The organism is Halomonas daqiaonensis (assembly GCF_900109725.1).
In the GTDB taxonomy this organism is placed as follows: Bacteria; Pseudomonadota; Gammaproteobacteria; order Pseudomonadales; family Halomonadaceae; genus Halomonas; species Halomonas daqiaonensis.
In genome coordinates this window covers 109,845-133,715 of the sequence record NZ_FOBC01000003.1, presented here as the reverse complement: position 1 = coordinate 133,715, position 23,871 = coordinate 109,845, and the positions used below count along the sequence as shown (strand labels likewise).

Sequence of the window (23,871 nt, the reverse complement as noted above, 5' to 3'; positions counted from 1 at the left end):
CCCTGCCCTGCCCTGCCAGATCAGGATCAGCAATGCCACGGCGCCGAACGACAGCCAGAGACCGGGACGCCAGGCCGACAGCGGGTCGACCAACAATACCAGCGCCAGAGCCAGCCACCACGCCTGCCAAGGACCGGGCGCATGACGCCCGCTGGCCACCCACAACCCCACCAGGGTCATGATCATGGCACGCAGTGCCGGGGGCTCCAGGCCTGCCAGGCCAGCATATCCCACCGCTGCCACCCCCGCCAGCCACCAGGGCCAGACCGTCAGCCGCCAGGCCCCGGGGGTGACTAGCCGGGCCAGCCCGCGTGCCAGCCATAGCGAGAAAGCCGCCACCAGCCCCACGTGCAGCCCGGAGATCACCATCAGATGGGTAGTTCCGGTGGCATTGAGCAGGTCCCAGTCGTGTGGCTCGAGTCGCTCGCTCGCCCCCAGGGTCAGGGCCGCCAGCCAGCGCCGATGGTGCGCCGCCAGTTCCTGCTCATCGAGATGTGCGAGGGCCAGTCGGCGCAGCGAGAAGGGAGCAGTGGCCAGGCGGTGAGGAGACGGGTCGCGGCGTACATAGCCGCTGGCCTGAATACCCTCCCGCCACAGCCAGCCGCGATAGTCGAAGGTACCGGGGTTGGCGAAGCCCGCCGGCGGACGCAGACGCACCGTCAACCGCCAGCGCTCGCCGGGCACCATGGCCGGTGCCCCGAAGAAGGAGAGCCGGACCCGCTCGAGATCGCGACAATCGGGCAGCGTCTCTGCCAGGGGGCGACACTCGGTGACCTCCAGTACCAGCCGTGTCAGCCGCTCGTCGCTGGCCACCGAGACCAGGCGCCCCTCCAGCCGGAGGTCTTGCCGAGTCAGGCCGGGCGCGAGCTCACCACCGCGCACCATCAACAGCTGGACCGCCACCAGGGCCGCCACCACCAGCCCCATCGCCAGATGAAGTCGACGCACGACCAGCAGGCCAACGGCAAAAGCCTCTATGGTCCCCGGTACGGCAAGATGGCCCCCCAGCACACCGGCCAGCACGGCGAATGCCAGGGGAATGGCCAGGCCCAGTTGCATGGCATCGTCCCTGAACGGCAAGGATGGCGACGCGCCCGTCCCGCTACGGCATCACGTTGAGGGGGCATCATGGCGAGGCACGCGACTTGTATGGATAATAGCTCGGGTTTCGTAGCCGCGAGCCCCTCGTCAATGCCGCGCCGACTGCTTCAGCGCTATCTGCCCCACCCCGATGACCTCAGGCGCCGGCGCTCCCTGCGTTTCGTCAATCACCTGATCGGCAACCCGACGTTGTGGGTGCTGACGCGACGCAGCGTGGCCAATGCCTTTTCCGTGGGGCTGTTCAGCGCCTTGCTGCCGATTCCCTTCCAGATGCTGGTGGCCGCCTTCGGGGCCTGGCTGGTTCGCTGCAACCTGCCGCTCTCCATCGGCCTGGTGTGGATCACCAACCCCCTGACGATGCCGCTGATCTTCTATGGCAACTACCGCCTGGGGGCCTGGCTGCTGGACATGCCGGTCCGCCAGGCCCCGGACCGGATATCCACCCGCTGGATCACCGAACAGCTGGTGGACATCCTGCCGACCCTGGCCCTGGGATCGCTGGTCGCGGCCATAATGATTGCTGCGCTGGCCAACCTGGTCATCCGCCTGGTGTGGCGTTGGCAGGTTTCTCGCAGTTGGAAGGCACGGGCGCGGCGACGCCGGCGACAACGGCCGGCTACCCGTGGGTAGTGAGGCCACCATGTCAACGGCCGACGCATGGCATCGGCCATCCCTAATGAGGCGCGCCGCCTCAGTCGTCCCCTGCCCGCTCGACCAGCCGTCCGCCGTCTAGTCGGAGGATGCGATCCTGATGGGCGGCGAGGGCGAGGTCATGGGTGACGATCACGAAGGCACAGGCCGCGCTACTTGCCAGCTCGTCCATCAGCGCCAGGATACTCGCCGCCGTGGTCTGGTCCAGATTGCCGGTGGGCTCGTCCATCAATACCAGGCTGGGGTCGGTGACCAGCGCCCGGGCGATGGCTACCCGCTGGCGCTCGCCACCCGAGAGCTCACCCGGCTTGTGGTCGGCCCTCTCGGCCATGCCGACCCGCTCCAGCAACTGGCGGGCACGCTCTTCGGCTACCCGCTTTCGCTGGCCGCGCACGATCAGCGGCAGGGCGGCATTCTCCAGGGCAGTGAACTCCGCCAGCAGATGGTGAAACTGGTAGACGAAGCCGATCCGCCGGTTGCGGAAGCGCCCCAGGTCGGCATCATTGAGCGCCAGCAGCGACTCGCCGGCGATATGCACCTCGCCGCGACTCGGACGGTCCAGGCCGCCCAGCAGGTTGAGCAGCGTCGTCTTGCCGGAGCCGGAACTGCCGACCACGGCCACCCGCTCGCCGGCCAGCACCTGCATCGTCAGGCCATCCAGCACGGTGAGGTCCCGCGGCCCTTCTCGATAGACACGGGTCAGGTCACGGCATTCGAGCATCACCTGTCCCGCGCGGGAAGGCGTATCGACATCTGGAGTCACGGCCGTCTCACTCATAGCGCAGCACCTCGGCAGGCTGTACCCGGGCGGCACGCCAGGCCGGGTAGAGGGTGGAGAGGAAGGTCAGCACGAAGGCCGCGGACACGATATTACCCACATCGCTCCAGATCAGGCGCGACGGCAGGTTGCTGATGAAGTAGACCCCGGCATCGAGGAACTGGATACCGAAGGCACCCTCCACCCAGCCGATGAGGTCCGACACGGTCCAGGCCAGCAGCACACCCAGGGTCACGCCCACCAGGATGCCGATCACGCCGATCGCCAGCCCCTGGACAATGAAGATCCCCATGATCGAGCGTGGCGTGGCGCCGATGGTGCGCAGGATGGCGATATCGGCCCGCTTGTCGGTCACCACCATCACCAGGGTCGAGACGATGTTGAAGGCCGCCACGGCAATGATCACCGTCAGCAGCAGCGCGATCATGCGCTTCTCCATCTGGATGGCCTGGAAGAGGTTGCCATGCGAGTAGGTCCAGTCGAGCCCTCGGTAGCCGGCACCCAGCTCGTCGATGATCGCCCGAGTCTCGCTGCCGGCGACGAAGAGGTCGTCCAGCTCGAGGCGCAAGCCGCCGACCGCCTCGCCCATCCTTGCCAGGGTCTGCATGTCGTCGATGTGGGCATAGGCGAGGGAGGCATCCAGGTCCGCCCCGACGCTGAAGATACCGCTCACGGTGAAACGCTTGAGCCGTGGGAAGACGCCGGCCGGGGTGATCGAGGCCTCGGGCACCAGCAGCGTCACCCGGTCGCCCACACCAACCCCCAGGCGTTGGGCCAGGATAGAGCCGAGCACGATGTTCCATTCGCCGGGCGTCAGCTCATCCAGGCTCCCGTTGCGCATGTTCTCGTCGATGATCGACACCCGACCTTCCCACTCGGGCACGATACCGATGACCATGGCGCCCTCGTTACGACCACCGACCGAGAACATGCCCTGCTGCTCGACATAGGGGGCGGCGCCGATCACCCGCTCACGCTCCATGAGCCGCTCGGCCAGCGGCTGCCAGTCGGTAAGCCCACCCGGTGCCTCGATCTTGGTATGCGGCACCATGCCAAGCACCCGGGTGCGTAGCTCGTGGTCGAAGCCGTTCATCACCGAGAGCACCAGGATGAGCACCGCGACACCCAGCATGAGGCCCAGCATGGAAGTCAGCGAGATGAAGGAGATGAAATGGTTGCGACGCTTGGCGCGCACATAGCGCAGCCCGATCAGGAAGGGGAGACGGTCGAACATGGGCACATTCCTTGTCGGCGGGCGCCCATGGTACGGTTTTTCGCCTGCGGCTGCATCGCCGGCGCCATCCGATTGCGTGATCATTGCATCATTGTCGGCGGCGGCCTACATTGCGCCGGCACGCCCTAGACGACCTGCACGAGACCCGCTGATGGCTAATCGCCTGCTCCCCGAATGGCATCCCCAGGATGCCGTGCAACTCACCTGGCCCAGTCCCTACAGCGACTGGGCGCCGCTGCTCGAACGCATCGAGGCGACGATGGAGGCCATGGTGGTCGCCATCGCGCGCTACCAGGCCGTGCTGATTGCCGTGCCGGATACCGCGACCCGCAGCCACCTGGCACATCGCTTCGCCTGCCTCGGCGTCGAGGCCGCCCGCCTGCGGCTGGTGGTCGCCCCCGCCGATGACACCTGGGCCCGCGACCATGGCCCCCTCGGCGTAGTGCGTGACGGCGAGTCTATCCTGCTCGACTACGTCTTCACCGGCTGGGGCGGCAAGTTCGAGGCCGAGCGCGACAATACCCTGACGCGTCGGCTGGCAGACGCCGGCACCTTCGCCTGCCCGGTGGAGTCGCGCGAGCTGGTGCTTGAGGGTGGGGCCATCGACACCGATGGCGAGGGCACATTGCTGACCACCGAGGCCTGCCTGCTCAACCCCAACCGCAACCCCAGCCTCGACAGGACAGCCCTCGAGACACGCCTGAAGGCGGACCTCGGCGTCACACGGGTGCTGTGGCTGACCCGCGGCCATCTTGAGGGTGACGATACCGACAGCCATGTGGATACCCTGGTGCGTTTCTGCGATCCGGCCACGCTGGCCTACGTCAAGTGCGACGATCCAGAAGATCCCCACTACTCGGCATTGGCCGCCATGGAAACCGAACTGCGAGCCCTGCGCCGCGCCGACGGCGAGCCCTACCGGTTGATCCCCCTGCCCTGGCCGGCGGCCTGCAGGGATCCCGATGATGGCCACCGACTCCCGGCCACCTACGCCAACTTCCTGATCATCAATGACGCCGTGCTTGTTCCGGTCTATGGCGATGCCGCGGACAGCCTGGCCCTTGCTGCCCTCGGCGAGGCCTTTCCGGGACGTGATATCGTGCCCATCGATTGCCGCAGCGTGATCCGTCAGCACGGCAGCCTGCACTGCCTGACCATGCAACTGCCCCGGGGCAGCCTGGCAGTGTTCAACTGAGATAGAGGCGCCGGAGACAGTCCGGAGACGAGGTGCTATTTTCAGCACCCCCTCTCAGTCTGTTTGCTGGATCAGCTTCAAGCATTCGCGTACGAGGAGAATTTTGACATGACCCGTCATCTGAAGGTCGGCCTGGTACAGCAGCCCGCCTGGCCTGACAAGGCCAGGAGCCTCGCCGAGAGCGAAACCGGCATTCGCGAGCTGGCCACTGCAGGGGCCCAGCTAGTGCTGCTCCAGGAACTTCACGCCACCCATTACTTCTGCCAGACCGAGGACACCGAGGTCTTCGACCTGGCCGAGCCCCTCGACGGGCCGACCGGCACGCGACTGGCAGCCCTGGCGAAGGAACTCGACATCGTGCTGGTGGGCTCGCTGTTCGAACGCCGCGCACCCGGCCTCTATCACAATACTGCCGTGGTCTACGACCGTGATCGTGGCCGCGTAGGCCACTACCGCAAGATGCATATCCCCGACGATCCGGGCTTCTACGAGAAATTTTACTTCACGCCCGGGGACCAGGACGACGGCCGCGGCCAGGGCTTCCAGCCGATCGACACTTCCCTGGGGCGCCTGGGCGTGCTGGTGTGCTGGGACCAGTGGTACCCGGAAGCCGCGCGGCTGATGGCCCTGGCCGGCGCGGAGCTGCTGCTCTACCCCACCGCCATCGGCTGGCATCCGCCGGACGACACCCCGGAAAAACAGCGACAGAAGGAGGCCTGGACCCTGGTCCAGCGCAGCCATGGCGTGGCCAATGGCCTGCCGGTGATCGTCGCCAACCGTGTCGGCCATGAACCGGATCCTTCCGGGGCCACGCCGGGTGTCGACTTCTGGGGCGGCAGCTTCATCTGCGGCCCCCAGGGCGAGTTGCTCGCCCATGCCGGCCAGGAGGCGAAACGGATGCTGGTGACACTGGACATGACGCGCAGCGAGGAGGTGCGACGCATCTGGCCGTACCTGCGCGACCGCCGGATTGACGCCTACGGGGACCTGACGCGAAGGTATCGGGACTAAGGCCGCAGCGGCCAACAGTGAGTGATGCTCCCAAGCAGAAGTAAACCCCTAGGCTATTGCCTGGGGGTTGCTTGTAGCCCGGCGCTTGTCGCTATTTCCAGAAATCGCGGATCGAGGCGATCCCCTGGGCGCCTACGGCCCGGGCATGATGCGCATCGAATCGCGTCATGCCGCCCAGGGCGAAGACCGGCATGCCGGCACGCTCCACCAGCTGCTGGAAGTCATGCCAGCCGATCGGCGCAACCTCCGGGTGGGAGGGCGTGGTGCGCAGCGGCGAGAGGGTCACGAAGTCGCAGCCGATGCGACGCGCATGATCCAGCTGCAGATAATCATGGGTCGAGGCGGAGAGCCACTTGCCTTCGGGCAGTGCACGCCGCTCCAGGCTCATCAGCCGGTCGCTGGTCAGATGGATGCCATCAGCCGCCACGACCTCCAGCAGCGACGGCTCGCCATTGAGCATCAGGCGGGCACCCCGCTCATGACACAGCGGCAGCGCCTGCTCGGCGCGCTTCAGGTAGTCGGCCTCGTCCAGCGACTTGGCACGCAGCTGGACCAGACGCACCCCGTCCTCGTCGAGGGCACGGGCCAGACGCTCCATGAACCTCCCCTCATCAGCCTCCTCGCCGGTGATCAGGTATTCGGTGGGCAACATGACCGCACGCAGGATCGGCAGGTTCGCCGCCGGGAAAGGATAGTTCGCCAGCTCGGCCATGGGCACCCAGCGCACCGCCTGCCCTTCGCGACCGAACGGCTCGCCGGCAAAATCGTGCACCTGCCACACATCGAGCAGAATATGCTTGTCGGAATATTCGTGGTGGATGCGGATCAGCGGCTGCGCTCGCCGAATCTCGACGCCGAGCTCCTCGTGGAGCTCGCGCTTAAGCGCCTCCAGGCCTGTCTCGTAGGGTGCCAGCTTGCCGCCGGGGAACTCCCAGAGCCCGCCGTGATCGACGTTAGAGGGACGACGGGCGAGGAGCACCTCGCGGCCATCGGCACTGATGATGGCGGCGGCCGCCACATGCACCCTTCTCTTCACCATTGCGTTCATTGACTCCTACCCGCTGGTCCACGCGGCCTTGACGCCGCGCAGGGTTGCTGTCTGGCTGCCGACCGTCCTCGCCGGTCAGCTGCGATAGTCGGCATTGATGGTCACGTAGTCATGGGACAGGTCCGAGGTCCACACCGTCGCATTATGCTCGCCGCGCCCCAGGGCGATACGAATGACAATCTCCTCGCGGGCCATCACCGCACTGCCGGCCTTCTCGGTATACCCCGGGGCGCGCCCGCCGTGTTCGACCAGGCGCACCTCGCCCAGATCGATGGTGACCCGATCCACGTCGAATGCCTCGACGGGGGCACGCCCCACTGCAGCCAGGATCCGCCCCCAATTGGCATCGCTGGCATAGAGGGCCGTCTTTACCAGCGGTGAGTGGGCCACGGTGAAGGCCACATCCAGCGCCTCTCGGCGGCTCCGCGCCTCGTCGACCTGAAGGGTGACGAACTTGGTCGCGCCTTCGCCATCGCGGATAATCGCCTGGGCCAGTTCGGTCATTACCCGCTGCAGGCCGTTGCGAAAAACGTTCAGGTCCGCTTCGTCGGCCACTACTGCGCCATGGCCGGTACTGATCAGCATGCAGGCATCGTTGGTCGAGGTATCGCTATCGACGGTGATGCAATTGAAGGAGCGCTCAACCGCCTCGCGCAGCAGCTGGTCCAACAACGCCGACTCCAGGGACGCATCCGTTGCCACGAAGGCCAGCATGGTGGCCATGTCGGGACGAATCATCCCCGAGCCCTTGGCGATACCGTTGATGGTCACCGTCTCGTTGCCCAGCGCCAGGGTCACGCTGGCACCCTTGGCCCGAGTGTCGGTGGTCAGGATGCCCTCGCCAGCCTCTCGCCAGGCAGTGGCGCCATCGCCGAGCGTCTGCAGGGCCGTAGGCAAGCCCGCCAGCAGGCGCTCGATGGGCAGCGGCTCACCGATCACCCCGGTGGAAAACGGCAGCACGCTCTGCTCGCCCACACCGGTCAGCCGTGCCAGTTCGGCACAGCTGGCACGAGCGTCCCGCAGGCCCGTCTCGCCGGTACCGGCATTGGCATTGCCGGTGTTGATCACCAGGTAACGCGATCCCACCCCTCGCGCCGCGCAGGCGGCGAGGTGCTCACGAGCCACCGTCACCGGCGCCGCACAGAAGGCATTGCGCGTGAAGACGCCGGACACCCTGGCCCCCTCGAGGATCTCGATTACCACCAGATCGCGACGATCTGGCTTCTTGATTCCGGCCATGGCGGTGCCCAGTCGCACCCCCTCGATCACCGGCATCGCCGGAAAACGCGTCTCGCCGACTGCCATCGTTTCGTCTCCTATCCCGCCTTCCGCCTCAGTTCAGCTTGCCGCAACACTGCTTGTACTTCTTTCCCGACCCGCAGGGGCAGGGATCATTACGGCCGACCTTGGGACCCTCCCGGCGCAGAGGGCGACCGTCAGCCCCCGGGGCTGGAGCGGCAGGGGCATCGTCCTGCTCGTCGGCTTTCATCGACGGCGCATCATGGCGACTCGTCGCGCTGGCTTTCTCGCGTTCCAGCTCTTCGCGACGCTGGCGCTCCAGGGCCTCGACCTCTTCGGGGCGACGCACCTGGACGTGGCTGAGGATGCGGGTGACGTCGGCCTTGATGTTGGTCAGTAGGTTCTGGAAGAGCTCGAAGGCCTCGCGCTTGTACTCCTGCTTGGGGTTCTTCTGGGCATAGCCGCGCAGGTGTATCCCGCGACGCAGGTGATCCATGGACTGCAGGTGCTCCTTCCAGCGGGTATCGAGCACCTGCAGCATCACCTGCTTCTCGAAACGACGCATCAGCTCCTCGCCGGCCTCCGCCACCTTGGCCTGGTAAGCCTCGCGATGCATTTCCTGCAGCCGTTCGCGCAGCTGCTCCTCATGGAAACGCTCATCCTGCTTGGCCCATTCGACCACCGGTGCATCGAGGTTGAACTCGCTCTTCAGGTGATCCTGAAGGCCGGCCAGGTCCCACTGTTCGGGGAGACTCTGCGGCGGCACGAACTCGCTGATGGCGAGGTCCAGCACCTCCTCTCGAATGCCCATGACGCTGTCCGAGACATCCTCGGCAGCCAATATCTGGTTGCGCTGCTCATAGATGACCCGACGCTGGTCGTTGGCCACGTCATCGTACTCGAGCAGTTGCTTGCGAATGTCGAAGTTGCGGCCCTCGACCTTCTTCTGGGCGCGTTCCACGGCATTGGAGACCATCTTGTGCTCGATCGCCTCGCCGCGCTCCAGCCCCAGGGCCTTCATCATGCGCTGCACCCGGTCGGAGCCGAACAGGCGCATCAGGTTGTCTTCCAGCGAGAGGAAGAAGCGAGTCGAACCCGGATCCCCCTGGCGACCGGCGCGACCGCGCAACTGGTTGTCGATCCGCCGCGACTCGTGGCGCTCGGAACCGATCACGTGCAGGCCACCGGCCTCGAGTACCGCCTCGTGGCGGGCCTGCCACTCGGCCTTGAGTTGCTCGACCTGGGCCTCGGAAGGATTCTCCAGCTTGGCGACCTCGGCCTCCCAGTTGCCACCCAGCACGATATCGGTGCCGCGACCAGCCATGTTGGTGGCGATGGTCACGGCTCCGGGGCGACCGGCCTGGGCGATGATCTGCGCTTCGCTCTGGTGCTGCTTGGCGTTGAGCACATTGAACGGGATGCCAGCACGCTTCATCAGGTCGGCCAGGTACTCGCTGGTCTCGATGGACGCGGTACCCACCAGCACCGGGCGCCCGGACTCGGTCTGGGCCTTGACGTCCTCGATGATCGCTTCGAATTTCTCCTCGGCGGTGAGGTAGACCAGATCGTTGAGGTCCTCACGGATCAGTGGGCGATTGGTAGGAATCACCACCACATCGAGGCCATAGATCTGGCGGAACTCGAAGGCCTCGGTATCGGCGGTGCCGGTCATGCCGGAGAGCTTGTCGTAGAGGCGGAAATAGTTCTGGAAGGTGGTCGAGGCGAGCGTCTGACTCTCGCGCTGAACCGGCACGCCTTCCTTGGCCTCCACGGCCTGGTGCAGGCCTTCCGACCAGCGACGCCCCGGCATGCTGCGGCCGGTATGCTCGTCGACGATTACCACCTGGCCATCGCTGACGATGTAGTCCACGTCGCGGTGATAGAGATGACGAGCGCGCAGTGCCGAGTGCATGTGCTGCAGCAGATTGAGGTTCTGGGCGGCGTAGAGGGAATCTTCCTCGCCCAGCAGCCCCTCGCCACGCATCAGTTCCTCGATCCTGCGGTGGCCAAGTTCGGTGACCTCCACCTGCTTCTGCTTCTCGTCGAGGATGAAGTCGCCGCTCTCCGGGTCCTCCTCATCGCTGCACGCCGTGAGGTTCAGCGCCAGGCGATCGACGACCTTGTAGAGCTCGGTGTTCTCGTCAACCGCCCCGGAGATGATCAACGGGGTCCGTGCCTCGTCGATCAGGATGGAGTCGACCTCATCGACAATGGCGAAGTGGAGCGCGCGCTGGACCTTTTCCTCCAGCGAGAAGGCCATGTTGTCGCGGAGGTAGTCGAAACCGAACTCGTTGTTGGTGCCGTAGGTGATGTCGCAGGCGTAGGCGTGACGCTTTTCTTCCGTCGACTGTCCGGCGAAGATCACGCCCACCGAGAGGCCCAGGAATTCATAGAGCGGACGCATCCACTCCGCATCACGGCGCGCCAGGTAGTCGTTGACCGTGACCACGTGCACACCCTTGCCCGGTAGGGCATTGAGGTAGACCGCCAGGGTCGCTACCAGCGTCTTGCCCTCGCCGGTCTTCATCTCGGCAATACGCCCGCGGTGCAGGGTGATACCACCGACGACCTGCACATCGAAGTGGCGCATGCCCATGACGCGCTTACTGGCCTCACGCACCGTGGCAAAGGCCTCCGGCAGCAAGGCATCGAGGGACTCGCCGCCCTCGAGGCGCTCGCGCAGCGCCTCGGTACGGGCCTGCAGGGCCACATCATCGAGGCCCTCCAGCTCGTTCTCCAGGCGGGAGACATCCGCCACCTGGCGGCTCATGCGCTTGACTTCACGGTCGTTCTTCGAGCCGACGACCTTGCGTAACATATTGTTGATCATGAAGGGTCCAGTAGCTGCTTGTGGCATCGCGTCGCGGACAGCGGTCCGCGACCTCTCCGAGCGGTCTCGTCATCGGAGGCAGGGAGGGCCACGACGCGTCAGGACATCATGTGCGGCAACCGGGTGACACGGCTGAAGGAAGGGCCGGACAACGGCCCTTGCCTCGATCCGCGCCCGGCCGGCGACTAGCCGGACCCAGCGTACCAGGGCACGACGACGGGCATGCAGACGGGAGCGCACACGCAGCAGTGTCGGTACCAGGAGGCTGACCTGAGCGGTGCGCTCGACGAGACGCAGGGAGTCGACCTGAGCCAGGCTGGCCGGCAGCAGGCATCCCACCAGCAACCCTGCCAGCCACCAACGAGTCGCGCGGCGCCTGCTCCGGCTCCCGTGATCCCCGGGACCGTTGTCGGTGATGGCGGCTGGCATGCTGTCGAGGGCCTCCCGTGCGTGCTAGGCTTTGGGTGTTCAACGGCCGCCGCTTCGCTGGCTGCCGACGTGTAACGTCTGAGGCGCGGCCCCGAGAATCAAGCTGATGAGTATAAAGGTTAAGCGGTTCAGAGCACAGCCCATGTCCCGGCTGCTGGAGGGTCGCGGCGAGCTGGGATCGCTGATGCGCATGGCCACCCTGATCGAGCGCGCCCAGCAGCACCTGCGAGACCAACTGCCCGAGGAGATGCGCGAGCACCTCTTCGTTGGCGGCTATCGCCAGGGTCGCCTGGCCCTGATCACCGACAGAGCCGTGTGGCTGACCCGGCTGCGCTATGAACAGCCTCGCCTGCTCCAGCTATTGCATCAGCTGCCCGGCTTCGAGTCGGTGACCGGCTTTACCCTCAAGGTGCGCCCCGTGCGACCAGTCCGCCCTCCCTTGCGCCAGGTACGTCACCTGCCGGAAACGGCCGCCGACGAGATCTCCAGCTGTGCCGATGATGTCGATGACCCCGGGCTCAAGAGCGCCCTGGAGCGGCTGGCCGCTCACGCCGAGCGTAAGCCGTAAGCTGGAAGCTGGAAGCTGGAAGCTGGAAGCTGGAACGCAGCATAGCTTCAGCCTGTTATGAAACATCCCCGCTGGCAGGTCCAGCGGGGATGTATTTCTTCAAGCTTCCAGCCGCGAAGCGGTGCTCTTCCAGCTTAGAGCTCCCGGCACAGCCTAGCCGGGCGAAGCCCGGCTAGGCCATGGCCGGCGCGGAATAGGAGATCGGCGCCGTCTCGGATGCGCCCTCGAAGGTAACGAGATCCCAGGATTCCGGTTGAGCCAGCAGGGCACGACACAGCTGGTTGTTCAGGGCATGGCCGGACTTCACGCCGCGGAACTCGCCGATCAGGCTATGGCCGAGCTGGTAGAGATCGCCGATGGCATCGAGCACCTTGTGCTTGACGAACTCGTCGTCATAGCGCAACCCGCCTTCATTCACGATGCGATAATCATCAATCACGATGGCATTGTCGAGGCTCCCGCCCAGCGCCAGATTGTTGGCGCGCAGATATTCCAGGTCACGCATGAAGCCGAAGGTTCGGGCTCGAGACACTTCCTTGACGAAGGAAGTGGTGGAGAAGTCCACCATGGCCGTCTGGGCCTGGCCCTCGAAGACCGGATGGTCGAAGTCGATGGCGAAGGAGACCTTGAAGCCCTGATGGGGGAGGAAGATCGCTTCCTTGTCATCCTCGCGCACCACGATCTCGCGCTTGATGCGGATGAACTTCTTGGGTGCGCTCTGCTCGGCGATACCCGCCGACTGGATCAGGAACACGAAAGGCCCGGCACTGCCGTCCATGATCGGCACCTCGGGCGCGCTCACGTCGACATAGGCGTTGTCGATGCCCAGTCCGGCGAAGGCCGACATCAGGTGTTCGACGGTGGCGACCTTGGCCCCGCCAGCAGAGAGCGCCGTACACAGGGTGGTATCGGTGACATGCTCAGCGCGCGCCGGAATCTGCACCTCGGGTTCCAGGTCGGTGCGCACGAAGACGATGCCGGTATCGACCGGTGCCGGTCGAAGCGTCAGGTAGACCTTCTTGCCGGAGTGCAGGCCGACGCCGGTGGCGCGGATGATGTTCTTCAGGGTACGTTGTCTGATCATGGTCGGTCGCCAGGCAGTCATTGATTATCAAACACTGTTCACTATAACACCGAACAGGCGTTTCAACAAAAAAAGCTCAGCCGGCGCCCCTATTCACGTGATAGCGCGGATCAATCGGCCTGCCGACGCAGAAAGGCCGGAATGTCCAGATAATCATCAAGCTCCTGAGACTTGCGTTTCTCCGGCTGCGGCTGTTGCGCCTCGTCGGCCTCGGTCTTGGAAGCCGTTGCCTGGCCGCGACTGACCGCCGCCTGCGGACGCTGGCGATAACTGCTGGCCTCGGCACGACGTGAAGTCTCGCGAGAAGCCGGCTTCTGGGCCTTGTTGCCCTCGAGCCCGGCGGCCACCACGGTGACGCGCAATTCGTCGGTCATGTCCATGTCGATGGAGGTACCGACCACGATGGTGGCATCCTGGGAGGCGAACTCCTGGACGGTAGCACCCACATCATTGAATTCGCCGATGGAGAGGTCCGGGCCGGCCGTGATGTTGACCAGGATGCCACGGGCACCGTGTAGATCGATATCCTCGAGCAACGGGCTGCGGATAGCCTTCTCGGCGGCCTCACGGGCACGGTTCTCACCGGTGGCTCCGCCGGTACCCATCATTGCCATGCCCATCTCGGACATCACGGTACGCACGTCGGCGAAGTCGACGTTGATGATGCCGGGGCTGGTGATCAGCTCAGCGATACCCTGCACGGCCCCCAGCAGCACGTCGTTGGCCGCACTGAAGGCGGTGAGCAAGGTCGCGCTCTTGCCCAGTACCGAGAGCAGCTTCTCGTTGGGGATGGTGATCAGGGAATCGACATGCTCGGAGAGCTCCTTCATGCCCTCCTCGGCAGCGCGCATGCGCTTGGGCCCCTCGAAGGGGAAGGGACGGGTCACCACCGCCACGGTGAGGATGCCCAGCTCCTTGGCCACTTGGGCGACGACGGGAGCGCCCCCAGTCCCCGTACCGCCACCCATGCCGGCGGTAATGAAGACCATGTCGGCGCCCTCGAGCAGTTCCGCGATACGTTCGCGGTCCTCCATGGCGGCCTGTCGGCCGACATCAGGGTTGGCGCCGGCCCCGAGCCCCTTGGTAATCTCGCTGCCGAGCTGGAGCACGGTCTTGGTGGCGACCCGTTTGAGAGCCTGGGCATCGGTATTGGCGCAGATGAACTCGACGCCCTCGATGTTGCTCTCGACCATGTGGTTGACGGCATTGCCGCCCCCGCCTCCGACACCGATGACCTTGATGACCGCACTGCTTGAGGGTGCGCTATCTACCAGTTCGAACATAAGTCCCGTCTCCTGGACCGCGACCGCGGCCCTGTCAGAAATTTCCTTTGAACCAGCCCTTGATCCTTGCCAGCGCCGGAATCCCTTCGCCTGCCTCACGCCGGGTCATGTCGTCACGTCTCGGTTGCGCCGGAACGATGCCTCCAGGCCCCTGACGGCCGTGCCCTTGACGGGTTTCCCGTAGAGCGTAATGCAGCAGACCGACACCCGTCGAATAAATCGGATTGCGCACCACATCGGCCAGACCGCGCACGTTCTGTGGACAGGCGATGCGGACCGGCATGTGGAAGATTTCCTCAGCCAGCTCGACCACCCCCTCCATGCGCGCCGTACCACCCGTCAGCACCACGCCGGCGGCCACCAGGTCCTCGTAGCCACTGCGGCGCAACTCATCGCGCACCAGGGTGAAGAGCTCCTCGTAGCGAGGCTCCACCACCTCGGCCAGCGACTGACGGGAGAGGTCCCGGGCCGGCCGGTCACCCACGCTGGGCACCTTGATCATCTCGTCGCTGGAGGCCAGCTGAGTCAGGGCGCAGGCGTACTTGACCTTGATCTCCTCGGCATGCTGCGTGGGCGTGCGCAGCGCCATGGCGATATCGTTGGTGACCTGGTCACCAGCGATGGGGATCACCGAGGTATGGCGGATGGCGCCCTCGGTAAACACCGCGATATCGGTGGTGCCGCCACCGATGTCCACCATGCAGACTCCAAGTTCGCGCTCATCCTCGGTGAGGACCGCATGGCTCGAGGCCAATTGCTCGAGGATAATCGCATCCACTTCGAGTCCACAGCGACGTACGCACTTCTCGATATTCTGGACGGCATTGAGCGCCGCGGTGACGAGGTGAACCCGTGCCTCGAGGCGCACACCGGACATGCCCAGCGGCTCCCGGATTCCGCCCTGGGTATCGATGGCAAATTCCTGGGGGATGACGTGCAGCACGCGCTGTCCTTCCGAGATGGCCCGAGCCCGAGCAGAATCGATAACGCGGTCGATATCGGAGGAAGCAACCTCGCGCTCCTTGATAGCCACCACGCCGTCGGAATTCATTGAACTGATATGGCTGCCGGCGATGCCCACATAGACCGAATGGATGTCACAACCTGCCATCAGCTCGGCTTCTTCCACGGCACGCTGGATGGATTGCACCGTGGACTCGATGTTGATCACCACGCCCTTCTTCATGCCGCGTGACGGATGTGAGCCGATACCGGCGATTTCGATCCCGCCATCGTCGGTGGGCTGCCCCACGATCGCCACGACCTTGGATGTTCCGATATCCAGCCCGACTACCATATTGGACACATTAGATGGACCTGCCATGAGTCGGGAAGTCTCCTCGAACCTGACCCCGAAGGGGAAGATAAATCCTGAAAAGTAGGCCTGGACCAATTATAGGAACAAGATGGCTTGTTCCACCAGCCCGATTGCCAAATCACCCGACACGATACGGCGAATTTGCCACGAAAGAAATACCCGAAATGCCGCCTGGGCAACCGAGTTGTGTCATGAAGCCTTCAGCTGTCCGCTGGCGACTCATTCTCCACCGGCTCGGTCTGTCCGTGCCATGCCACAGCAACACCATTGGGGTATCGCAGGTCGATGTAACGAATATGCGATGCCAGAGGGCCCAGCTCTCGCTGCCAGGCGGCAACCAGGCGTCCCAGGCGGGCGGAGCGGTCGTTGCGACCGAGCATCACCCAGACACCGCTGTCGAGCTGGAAGCGCCAGGCCCCGCGGGGCTCAAGCCGCAGCTGGCGTACCTCGACTCCCTGGGTGGCTAACTGGGCGGCGAGCCGGGCATGATAGCCCAGCACTTCGGCCCCGCTGCCGGACGGGCCGGCTAGATCCGGCAGGTCGGCGGGAGGCGACACCGGCTTGTAGGCGAAGGGTTCACCCTCGGGATTGAGCAGGCGCGCGTCATTCCAGCGTGCCACCGGCACCTGTTCGACCAGGTCGAAGGTCAGGGCATCGGGCCATTCACGGCTGATACGCACTTCGGCCAGCCAACCGACCTCCCGAGCCCTCTCACGCAGCCTGGACAAATCGGCAGAGAGCCAGGTCTGTCCCTGGATCAATGGTGCCAGCTCGCTGCGCAGGTAGTCGGCACTGACGTGCTGAAGCTCGCCCCTCACCGAGACACGCTCGATGGGCCGGTCGAGCCAGACCCACAGCGCCCGCCCCCCCGCCCCCAGCAGCAGGGCCAGCAAGAGCACACCGACAAAGCTTCCACGCGCCGCCATGGGCTAGTGACGTTCCTCGGCCGTGGCGAGGATGCATAGCACCAACGCATCGAAGTCGATGCCGGCATGGGCCGCCGACTGGGGCACCAGGCTGTGGTCGGTCATCCCCGGCACGGTATTGACCTCGATCAACCAGAAGCGCCCCTCGCCGTCACGCATCACGTCGACCCGTCCCCATCCCTCGGCACCGATAGCCTCGAAGGCCACCCGGCAGAGCGCGGCGAGCTCGGCCTCCTCCTCGGCAGACAGGCCACACGGCAGGTGGTAGCGCGTGTCGTTGGAGAGATACTTGGCCTCATAGTCGTAGAAGCCACTAGGCACCTCGACACGGATCGCCGGCAGAACATCGTCCGCAAGCAGCGATACCGTATATTCCTCCCCCTTGACGAAACGCTCGGCCATCACCCGCGCATCGAAGCGAGCGGCATCGCGGTAGGCCGCCTCCAGGGCATCGCGACTGTCGACGATACTGATGCCGAGGGTCGAGCCCTCATGGACCGGCTTGACGATCAGCGGCAGACCGAGGCGCTCGACCACCGCTGCCCAATCGGCCTCGGGACCGAGCATCACGCTCTCCGGGGTCGGCAGGCCCAGCGCCTGCCAGACCAGTTTGGTGCGCTGCTTGTCCATGCCCAGCGCCGAGGAGAGAACACCGCTGCCGGTGTAGGGAATCCCCAGCAGCTCCAGCGCCCCCTGCAGGGTGCCGTCCTCGCCACCCCGGCCGTGCAGGGCAATGAAGACCCGATCTGGAGCCAGGGCTTCCAGGCCCACCAGCCCACCGTCGGCAGGATCGTAGCCGATGGCCTCTACCCCCGACCGCTTCAGAGCAGCGAGCACGGCGGCACCGCTCTTCAGCGACACTTCGCGCTCTGCGGATCGGCCGCCATAGAGCACCACCACCCGACCGATATCATCCCTCATAGCGTCACCTCATCGAGGGCTAGGGCAGCATCGGCCAAGTGCTGGGCTATGCCGCCCACGTCGCCGGCCCCCTGGGTGATCAGGATATCGTCAGGACGCAGCACCCTGGCCAGCAATCCCGGCAGCTCGTTCTTGTCCTGGACGAAGATCGGATCTACCGCGCCGCGCTGGCGTATCGAGCCCGCCAGGCTGCGGCCCTCGGCGCCGGGAATCGGCGCCTCTCCGGCGCTGTAGACGTCGAGCAGCAGCAGGACATCGACCCCGGCCAGCACCCGCACAAAATCTTCATAGAGATCCCGGGTGCGCGAATAGCGGTGCGGCTGGTAGACCATTACCAGGCGCCGCTCGGGCCAGCCTGCACGCACCGCGTCGATCACCATCGACACCTCACGGGGATGGTGGCCGTAGTCGTCCACCAGCATCACCTCGCCCTCGCCCTGCGGGGCCGGAAAGTGGCCATGCACCTGAAAGCGTCGGCCCACCCCCTCGAAGCTAGACAGGCCGCGCTGGATGGCGACGTCATCGACCCCCGCGTCGCTGGCCACGGCGATCGCCGCCAGGGCATTGAGCGCATTGTGGCGTCCGGGCATGGCCAGGCGCACCTCGATCGGCGCCAGCCCTTCGGGACGCGCCGCGGTGAAGTGCACTTCGCCGGCCAGCTGGACGAAGTCCTCGATGCGATAGTCGGCATCCTCGCTGAAGCCGTAGGTGACGAACTGGCGACTGATGCGATCGAGCAGGCCACGCACGTGGGCATCGTCGATGCACAGGATCGCCAGGCCGTAGAACGGCAGGTTGTGCAGGAACTCGATGAAGGTGCCCTTGAGCCGCTCGAAGTCGCCACCGTAGGTCTCCATGTGGTCGGCATCGACGTTGGTGACGATGGCCACCATGGGTTGCAGGTGCAGGAAGGAGGCATCCGACTCGTCGGCCTCTGCCACCAGGACGTCGCCCTCTCCCAATCGCGCATTGGCACCGGCACTGGTCAGCCGTCCGCCGATCACGAAGGTAGGATCCATCCCGCCTTCGCCCAGCAGAGTCGCGGTGAGGCTGGTGGTGGTGGTCTTGCCGTGGGTACCGGCCACAGCGATGCCATGGCGGAAGCGCATCAGTTCGGCGAGCATCTCGGCACGGCGTACCACCGGCACGCGATGCTCATGAGCCCAGCGGATCTCGGGGTTCGTCTCGTCCACCGCGGTGGAGACCACCACGACATCCGCGTCCGCGGCATGCTCCGCAGCATGGCCGATGGCCACGCGAATGCCGCACTCGCGCAGGCGCGTCACCACCGGCGAGGCCTTCAAATCGCTTCCACTGACCGTATAGCCCTGGTTGGCTAGCACCTCGGCAATGCCACACATGCCGGCGCCGCCGATACCGACGAAATGGATACGCCGGATTCGTCGCATGCCCAGTCCCCGTCCGGGGTGCGTGGGCGTGACCTGACCGGGAACCGGTCCGAGGGTCTCGTCACTCAAAGCCTGTCTCCATGCAACCGGCCACCAGGCGCTCGACGGCGTCGAGATGGGCACAGCCACGCGCCCGTGCCGCCATGGTGGCGAGAGTGTCGGGGTCCAGCAACGACGCCAGGCACTCGGCCAGTGTCGCCGCGCTCATCTCCTGCTGGGGCATCAGCCGTGCCGCCTGCTCGTCGACCAAAGCCTGAGCGTTGGCCGTCTGGTGATCGTCTACCGCGTGGGGAAAAGGCACGAAGAGTGCTGGCTTGGCCGCAGCGGCCAGCTCCGCCACGGTCAGGGCACCGGCACGGCACACTACCAGGTCAGCCCAGGCGTAGGCACCGGCCATGTCGTCGATAAAGGCCGTGACCTCGGCCTCGACGCCCTGCTCTAGGTAGGTCTCGTGAGTCGCCGCATCCTTGTCGCGACCGGCCTGGTGGCGTACCTCGGGACGCTGCGACTCGGACAGCAGGGCGAGTGCTTCGGGCAGCCGCTGGTTGAGGGCCTGGGCCCCCAGGGAGCCGCCCACCACCAGCAGCCGCAGGCGTCGGCCTGCCATCTCGTCGACACCCTTAGGGGCGTCACCGAGCCGGGCGATCTCGGCCCGCACCGGGTTGCCGACCACCTCGGCGCGGCCGGGAAAGGCCTGGGGAAAGGCGGCAAAGACACGCCGTGCCAGGTGCGACAGGGCGCGGTTGGTCAGGCCGGCGACGGCGTTCTGCTCGTGGATGACCAGGGGGCGGCGGACCAGCCACGCCGCCAGGCCGCCAGGACCGCTGGCGAAGCCACCTAGCCCCACCACGAGCTGGGGGTCGACGTCGCGGATGACCCGCCCCGCCTGCCATACCGCCCGAGCCAGGTTGAAGGGGGCAAGCAGCCAGCCGGCCAGACCGTTGCCCCGCAGCCCGCTCACCGCGATACGGTGCAGCGAAATGCCGGCCTCGGGGACCAGGCGGTTCTCGATCCCGCGCGGGCTGCCCAGCCAGGCTACCTCCACCCCCTGCGCCTGCAGGCCACGGGCCAGCGACAGGGCCGGAATGACGTGCCCACCGGTACCGCCGGCCATGATCAGTACGCGACATTCCTCGTCTCGACTCATGTTGCGCGTCCTTGTGTGCCGCCGGGCGATGGCGCCCGGGCAGCCGTGGGCCCGACCCGGCGCTGGGCCAGGCGAGTCTCGATGTCGGCGCGCAGCAATAGCGCCACCATCAGGCAGCTGACCACCAGGCTCGAGCCGCCGTAGCTGAGCAACGGCAGGGTCAGTCCCTTGGTGGGCAACATGCCGGTGCTCACGGCGATGTTGATGAAGGCCTGGGCGCCGATGATCAGGGCGAAGCCATAGCCGAGATAGGCGGCGAAGGCCATGCCGGCCAGTTCGGCCCGTCGCCCCACCGCCATGGCCCGCCAGATCAGCAGGGCGAAAAGCCCGACCACGGCGATGGCGCCCAGCAGGCCGAGTTCCTCGGCCAACACCGCGAAGACGAAGTCTGTGTGGGCCTCCGGCAGGTAGAACAGTTTCTGCACGCTGTTGCCCAGCCCCATGCCTAGCCAGTGTCCGCGTCCGAAGGCGATCAGCGCCTGGGTGAGCTGGTAGCCGCTGGCGAACTGGTCGGCCCAGGGATCGGCGAAACTGGTCAGGCGCGCCATCCGGTAGGGTTCGGCCACGGCGGCTAGGACCCCGAGGGCACCCACTACCACCAGCAGCACCAGGAAGCGCCCCCAAGGGGCACCCGCCATCAGCAGCATGCCCATCACCGCACCGGTCATCACCACCACGGCGCCATAGTCGGGCTCGAGGATCAGCAGCCCGGCGATCACCGCCATCACCACGAGGGGGCGCAGGAAGGCTCCCCAGTGGCGTCGCACCTGGGGCAGGAAGCGCTCCAGGTAGCCCGCCAGGTAGACGATCAGACAGAACTTGGCGACCTCTGACGCCTGCAGGTTGAAGGGCAGGCCCGGCACGGAGAGCCAGCGACGGCTGCCGTTGACCTCGCGCCCTACCAATAGCACCAGCAGCAGCAGTACCAGCCCCACCAACAGCAACAGCGGGCCATTGGCCTTCCACCAGGCCAGCGGCACCCACAGGGCCAGTGTCCCGATGGCGACCGCCACCAGCAGGAAGGCGCCGTGCCGGAGGCTGAAATACCAGGCATTGCCGGTGAGGCTCGAGGCCACCTCGCTGGAAGCCGAGGTCACCATCACCCAGCCGATCAGCAACAGCGCGAAAGATGCCAGCACCAGCCAGCCATCAAAGGCGTGATCGGCGGTACTCAGCCGCTGGCGCAGACGAGACAGTCGTCTCATGCCACCTCCCCTGACAGGCGGCGGACTGCCCGACAAAAGGCCTCGCCACGCGCCTGATAGTCGCTGAACTGGTCGAGGCTGGCACAGGCCGGCGATAGCAGCACGCAGTCCCCCGGCTCAGCGATCTCGGCCGCACGGACGATGGCTGCGGCCAGGTCCGGTACCCGTGCAAGCGGAAGATGGCCCGCCAGCGCATCCTCGAGGCGCCCGGCGTCCCGGCCGAAGAGGATCGCCTCGCGGCCATGGCGCGCCAGGGGGGGTGCCAGGGGCTGGAAATCGGCACCCTTGCCCACCCCGCCGGCCAACAGGATCAGGCGTCCTTCGAGTGTCGGCCCGAGCCCCTCGATGGCAGCCAGGGTAGCGCCGACATTGGTGCCCTTGGAGTCGTTGATCCAGCGCACTCCCGCGACCTCCGCCACCAGCTCGCCGCGATGGGGTAGCCCGGGAAAGCGCCGCAGCACCTCTAGCATGGCCGGGAGCGGAAGGCCCAGGCGATGGCCCATGGCCATCGCTGCCAGGGCGTTAGCCTGGTTGTGGCGCCCCGGCAGGCGCACTTCGTCGGCCAGCATCAGCGGCTCGCCACCGTGCATCAGCCAGTCGCGGCCGGCGCGCCGCGCGATACCCCAGTCACTGCCCGCGGGCGCCCGGATGGTGAAGCGGTCCAGGGCTGGCAGCGGCCCCTCCGGCCAGGTCATGGGGTCGTCGGCATTAACCACGGCATGGCGGGCGCCGCGGAAGATGCCCCGCTTGGCGGCCCGGTAGCCCGCCATGTCGCCATGGCGGTCCAGATGGTCCTCGGAGAGATTGAGGAAAGCAGCCGTTTCGGCCCCCAGCCGGGGGGTGGTCTCGAGTTGGAAGCTCGAGAGTTCCAGCACGAAGAGTTCGGCGTCGGGTGTCGCCTCGAGAAGGTCGAGTGCCGGGGTCCCCAGGTTGCCTCCCACGGCGACCCGAACCCCGGCCTCGCGGGCCATCTCGCCCACCAGGGTGGTCACGGTAGACTTGGCATTGGAGCCGGTGATGGCGGCAATGGGCGCCCGGGCCTCGCGAACGAAGAGGGCGATCTCCCCCACCAGCACCGGCTCACCTGTCGCCTCGCGGCTACGCTCGGTGAGTCCCTCCAGGCCCGGCGTGTAAGGGTCAACGCCGGGGCTGAGCACCACCTCCTCCACTTCGGAGAGCTCCAGCTCGGCAAGCGGCCCGCAGTGGATCTCTATTCCCGGGTGGGCGGCCCGCACGTCTGTCACCCCCGGCGGCATCGCGCGTGTATCGGCGACCATGAAAGGCACATCACGCTGCTCGAGGTGACGACAGATGGCCCGCCCGGAGGCCCCGAGCCCGACCACCAGCGTCGCTCCCTTCGGCACCTTGACCATGTACTGCTCCTTGCGGATGGCGAATCGCCTCTAGGGTTCAGCGGACCTTGAGGGTGGCCAGGCCGATCAGCACCAGCACCACGGTAATGATCCAGAAGCGCACGATGACCCGTGGCTCCGGCCAGCCCTTGAGCTCGTAATGGTGGTGCAGTGGTGCCATGCGGAAAATGCGCCGCCCGGTGAGCTTGTAGGAGCCCACCTGCAGGATCACCGAGACGGTCTCCAAGACGAAGATCCCGCCCATGATGAACAGCACGATCTCCTGGCGCACGATCACCGCCACTACGCCGAGCGCCGCCCCCAAGGCCAGGGCGCCGACATCACCCATGAACACCTGGGCCGGATAGGTATTGAACCACAGGAAACCCAGGCCGGCGCCAGCGATAGTGGCACAGAACACCGCGAGCTCACCCGCGCCCGGGATGAAGGGGATCTGCAGATAGTCGGCGAACACCGTGTTACCGGTGACATAGGCGAACACCGCCAGGCCCATGGCCACCAGCACCGTGGGCATGATCGCCAGGCCATCGAGGCCGTCGGTAAGGTTGACCGCATTGGAGCTGCCGACGATCACCAGGTAGGTGAGCACCATGTAGAACACCCCCAATGGCAGCACGAACTCCTTGAACAGCGGCACGATCAGGCTGGTCTCCACCGGTGAGGCCGCCGTGACGTAGAGCAGCACCGCCGCCGCCACACCGATCAGCGACTGCCAGAAGTACTTCCAGCGCGCCGGCAAGCCCCGGGGATTCTTTTCCACCACCTTGCGGTAGTCGTCCACCCAGCCGATGGCGCCGAAACCCAGGGTCACCGCCAGCACCAGCCAGACGTAATGGTTGGTGAGATCCCCCCACAGCAGGGTGCTCACAGCGATGGCCATCAGGATCATCGCGCCGCCCATGGTCGGGGTGCCGGCCTTGGAGAGGTGGGACTGGGGGCCGTCGTCACGCACCGCCTGGCCGATCTGGCGTTCCACCAGGCGGCGAATCATCACCGGCCCCAGCCACAGGCACAGCACCAGGGCGGTCAGGGTCCCCAGGATCATGCGCAGGGTCAGATAATTGAAGACATTGAAGGCGCTCTGGAATTGCGCCAGGACGTCAGCCAGAAAGAGCAGCATG

General features: G+C 66.0%; 20 protein-coding genes and 1 pseudogene. 4 read left to right on the top strand and 17 right to left on the bottom strand.

All coding sequences use genetic code 11. The features are described 5' to 3' along the window. Positions 1-63 precede the first annotated feature (63 nt). Positions 64-927, bottom strand: a pseudogene (locus BMY30_RS18085) (ComEC/Rec2 family competence protein); the annotation flags it as partial. Positions 928-1,191: 264 nt separating this feature from the next. On the opposite strand from BMY30_RS18085, the gene BMY30_RS03315 reads away from it, so the two are divergent. Then, positions 1,192-1,731 (top strand): DUF2062 domain-containing protein, encoded by a 540-nt coding sequence (locus BMY30_RS03315; protein ID WP_089710587.1) that lies wholly within the window; start codon positions 1,192-1,194, stop codon positions 1,729-1,731. Between the two features lie 61 nt (positions 1,732-1,792). On the opposite strand, the gene BMY30_RS03310 is transcribed toward BMY30_RS03315, so the two are convergent. Continuing rightward, a complete protein-coding gene (locus BMY30_RS03310) occupies positions 1,793-2,530 on the bottom strand; it encodes an ABC transporter ATP-binding protein (protein ID WP_089710585.1) in 738 nt (245 codons plus the stop codon). Next, a complete protein-coding gene (locus tag BMY30_RS03305) occupies positions 2,523-3,764 on the bottom strand; it encodes a lipoprotein-releasing ABC transporter permease subunit (RefSeq protein ID WP_089710583.1) in 1,242 nt (413 codons plus the stop codon). Before BMY30_RS03305 ends, BMY30_RS03310 begins: the two co-directional genes overlap by 8 nt. 151 nt (positions 3,765-3,915) lie before the next feature. Here BMY30_RS03305 and BMY30_RS03300 point away from each other — a divergent pair, with 151 nt between their 5' ends. Together BMY30_RS03300 and BMY30_RS03295 are read left to right on the top strand one after the other, a co-directional pair. After that, positions 3,916-4,959 carry an agmatine deiminase family protein gene (locus tag BMY30_RS03300; protein WP_089710581.1) on the top strand — a complete coding sequence of 348 codons (1,044 nt, stop codon included), beginning with the start codon at positions 3,916-3,918 and terminating at the stop codon, positions 4,957-4,959. 108 nt (positions 4,960-5,067) lie between these two features. Next, positions 5,068-5,970, top strand: a complete 903-nt coding sequence (locus BMY30_RS03295; protein WP_089710579.1) for a carbon-nitrogen hydrolase — start codon at positions 5,068-5,070, stop codon at positions 5,968-5,970. 91 nt (positions 5,971-6,061) lie between these two features. Here BMY30_RS03295 and BMY30_RS03290 read toward each other — a convergent pair whose 3' ends face one another. The 4 genes from BMY30_RS03290 to BMY30_RS03275 all read right to left on the bottom strand — a co-directional run bounded on the left by BMY30_RS03290 (position 6,062) and on the right by BMY30_RS03275 (position 11,516). Beyond that, positions 6,062-7,009 (bottom strand): Nudix family hydrolase, encoded by a 948-nt coding sequence (locus tag BMY30_RS03290; protein WP_089710577.1) that lies wholly within the window; start codon positions 7,007-7,009, stop codon positions 6,062-6,064. Positions 7,010-7,093: 84 nt separating this feature from the next. Further along, positions 7,094-8,323 carry a bifunctional glutamate N-acetyltransferase/amino-acid acetyltransferase ArgJ gene (gene argJ, locus BMY30_RS03285; protein WP_089710575.1) on the bottom strand — a complete coding sequence of 410 codons (1,230 nt, stop codon included), beginning with the start codon at positions 8,321-8,323 and terminating at the stop codon, positions 7,094-7,096. 28 nt (positions 8,324-8,351) lie between these two features. Continuing rightward, on the bottom strand, positions 8,352-11,087 hold the full coding sequence (secA, locus tag BMY30_RS03280) for a preprotein translocase subunit SecA (RefSeq protein ID WP_089710573.1): 2,736 nt from the start codon (positions 11,085-11,087) through the stop codon (positions 8,352-8,354). Between the two features lie 69 nt (positions 11,088-11,156). After that, positions 11,157-11,516: a hypothetical protein gene (locus tag BMY30_RS03275; protein WP_089710571.1), complete on the bottom strand. Its 360-nt coding sequence runs from the start codon at positions 11,514-11,516 to the stop codon at positions 11,157-11,159. Between the two features lie 142 nt (positions 11,517-11,658). Between BMY30_RS03275 and BMY30_RS03270 the strand changes: the two genes are divergently transcribed. Next, positions 11,659-12,084 (top strand): DUF721 domain-containing protein, encoded by a 426-nt coding sequence (locus tag BMY30_RS03270; protein WP_244516107.1) that lies wholly within the window; start codon positions 11,659-11,661, stop codon positions 12,082-12,084. A 172-nt stretch (positions 12,085-12,256) separates the two neighbouring features. Here the strand turns inward: BMY30_RS03270 and lpxC are convergent, their stop codons facing one another. From lpxC to mraY, 10 genes are all read right to left on the bottom strand, one after another. Then, positions 12,257-13,168: a UDP-3-O-acyl-N-acetylglucosamine deacetylase gene (lpxC, locus tag BMY30_RS03265; RefSeq protein ID WP_089710566.1), complete on the bottom strand. Its 912-nt coding sequence runs from the start codon at positions 13,166-13,168 to the stop codon at positions 12,257-12,259. Between the two features lie 110 nt (positions 13,169-13,278). Continuing rightward, positions 13,279-14,451 carry a cell division protein FtsZ gene (gene ftsZ / locus BMY30_RS03260; protein ID WP_089710564.1) on the bottom strand — a complete coding sequence of 391 codons (1,173 nt, stop codon included), beginning with the start codon at positions 14,449-14,451 and terminating at the stop codon, positions 13,279-13,281. A gap of 34 nt (positions 14,452-14,485) precedes the next feature. Next, the gene (gene ftsA, locus BMY30_RS03255; RefSeq protein WP_089710563.1) at positions 14,486-15,775 is read right to left on the bottom strand and encodes a cell division protein FtsA; all 1,290 of its coding nucleotides are present in this window, start codon (positions 15,773-15,775) and stop codon (positions 14,486-14,488) included. Between the two features lie 194 nt (positions 15,776-15,969). Then, positions 15,970-16,695, bottom strand: a complete 726-nt coding sequence (locus BMY30_RS03250) for a cell division protein FtsQ/DivIB (RefSeq protein ID WP_089710561.1) — start codon at positions 16,693-16,695, stop codon at positions 15,970-15,972. 3 nt (positions 16,696-16,698) lie between these two features. Further along, positions 16,699-17,616, bottom strand: coding sequence for a D-alanine--D-alanine ligase (locus BMY30_RS03245; protein ID WP_089710559.1), 918 nt, complete (start codon positions 17,614-17,616; stop codon positions 16,699-16,701). Beyond that, positions 17,613-19,025 carry a UDP-N-acetylmuramate--L-alanine ligase gene (murC, locus tag BMY30_RS03240; protein ID WP_089710773.1) on the bottom strand — a complete coding sequence of 471 codons (1,413 nt, stop codon included), beginning with the start codon at positions 19,023-19,025 and terminating at the stop codon, positions 17,613-17,615. Before murC ends, BMY30_RS03245 begins: the two co-directional genes overlap by 4 nt. Before the next feature lie 61 nt (positions 19,026-19,086). Beyond that, on the bottom strand, positions 19,087-20,172 hold the full coding sequence (gene murG, locus BMY30_RS03235) for an undecaprenyldiphospho-muramoylpentapeptide beta-N-acetylglucosaminyltransferase (protein WP_089710557.1): 1,086 nt from the start codon (positions 20,170-20,172) through the stop codon (positions 19,087-19,089). Then, the gene (gene ftsW, locus BMY30_RS03230) at positions 20,169-21,377 is read right to left on the bottom strand and encodes a putative lipid II flippase FtsW (protein WP_089710555.1); all 1,209 of its coding nucleotides are present in this window, start codon (positions 21,375-21,377) and stop codon (positions 20,169-20,171) included. The genes murG and ftsW overlap by 4 nt, the downstream gene beginning before the upstream one ends. Then, entirely contained in the window at positions 21,374-22,750 is a 1,377-nt protein-coding gene (gene murD, locus BMY30_RS03225) for a UDP-N-acetylmuramoyl-L-alanine--D-glutamate ligase (RefSeq protein ID WP_089710552.1), read from the bottom strand. Before murD ends, ftsW begins: the two co-directional genes overlap by 4 nt. Positions 22,751-22,787: 37 nt before the next feature. Then, a complete protein-coding gene (gene mraY / locus BMY30_RS03220) occupies positions 22,788-23,870 on the bottom strand; it encodes a phospho-N-acetylmuramoyl-pentapeptide-transferase (RefSeq protein ID WP_089710549.1) in 1,083 nt (360 codons plus the stop codon). Between the last annotated feature and the right edge of the window lies 1 nt (position 23,871).

Excerpts from the sequence above, each read along its gene's own strand:
- BMY30_RS03315 (WP_089710587.1), top strand. The coding sequence starts at position 1,192 with ATGCCGCGCCGACTGCTTCAGCGCTATCTGCCCCACCCCGATGACCTC.
- BMY30_RS03310 (WP_089710585.1), bottom strand. The coding sequence starts at position 2,530 with ATGAGTGAGACGGCCGTGACTCCAGATGTCGATACGCCTTCCCGCGCG.
- BMY30_RS03305 (WP_089710583.1), bottom strand. The coding sequence starts at position 3,764 with ATGTTCGACCGTCTCCCCTTCCTGATCGGGCTGCGCTATGTGCGCGCC.
- BMY30_RS03300 (WP_089710581.1), top strand. The coding sequence starts at position 3,916 with ATGGCTAATCGCCTGCTCCCCGAATGGCATCCCCAGGATGCCGTGCAA.
- BMY30_RS03295 (WP_089710579.1), top strand. The coding sequence starts at position 5,068 with ATGACCCGTCATCTGAAGGTCGGCCTGGTACAGCAGCCCGCCTGGCCT.
- BMY30_RS03290 (WP_089710577.1), bottom strand. The coding sequence starts at position 7,009 with ATGGTGAAGAGAAGGGTGCATGTGGCGGCCGCCGCCATCATCAGTGCC.
- argJ (WP_089710575.1), bottom strand. The coding sequence starts at position 8,323 with ATGGCAGTCGGCGAGACGCGTTTTCCGGCGATGCCGGTGATCGAGGGG.
- secA (WP_089710573.1), bottom strand. The coding sequence starts at position 11,087 with ATGATCAACAATATGTTACGCAAGGTCGTCGGCTCGAAGAACGACCGT.
- BMY30_RS03275 (WP_089710571.1), bottom strand. The coding sequence starts at position 11,516 with ATGCCAGCCGCCATCACCGACAACGGTCCCGGGGATCACGGGAGCCGG.
- BMY30_RS03270 (WP_244516107.1), top strand. The coding sequence starts at position 11,659 with ATGTCCCGGCTGCTGGAGGGTCGCGGCGAGCTGGGATCGCTGATGCGC.
- lpxC (WP_089710566.1), bottom strand. The coding sequence starts at position 13,168 with ATGATCAGACAACGTACCCTGAAGAACATCATCCGCGCCACCGGCGTC.
- ftsZ (WP_089710564.1), bottom strand. The coding sequence starts at position 14,451 with ATGTTCGAACTGGTAGATAGCGCACCCTCAAGCAGTGCGGTCATCAAG.
- ftsA (WP_089710563.1), bottom strand. The coding sequence starts at position 15,775 with ATGGCAGGTCCATCTAATGTGTCCAATATGGTAGTCGGGCTGGATATC.
- BMY30_RS03250 (WP_089710561.1), bottom strand. The coding sequence starts at position 16,695 with ATGGCGGCGCGTGGAAGCTTTGTCGGTGTGCTCTTGCTGGCCCTGCTG.
- BMY30_RS03245 (WP_089710559.1), bottom strand. The coding sequence starts at position 17,616 with ATGAGGGATGATATCGGTCGGGTGGTGGTGCTCTATGGCGGCCGATCC.
- murC (WP_089710773.1), bottom strand. The coding sequence starts at position 19,025 with ATGCGACGAATCCGGCGTATCCATTTCGTCGGTATCGGCGGCGCCGGC.
- murG (WP_089710557.1), bottom strand. The coding sequence starts at position 20,172 with ATGAGTCGAGACGAGGAATGTCGCGTACTGATCATGGCCGGCGGTACC.
- ftsW (WP_089710555.1), bottom strand. The coding sequence starts at position 21,377 with ATGAGACGACTGTCTCGTCTGCGCCAGCGGCTGAGTACCGCCGATCAC.
- murD (WP_089710552.1), bottom strand. The coding sequence starts at position 22,750 with ATGGTCAAGGTGCCGAAGGGAGCGACGCTGGTGGTCGGGCTCGGGGCC.
- mraY (WP_089710549.1), bottom strand. The coding sequence starts at position 23,870 with ATGCTGCTCTTTCTGGCTGACGTCCTGGCGCAATTCCAGAGCGCCTTC.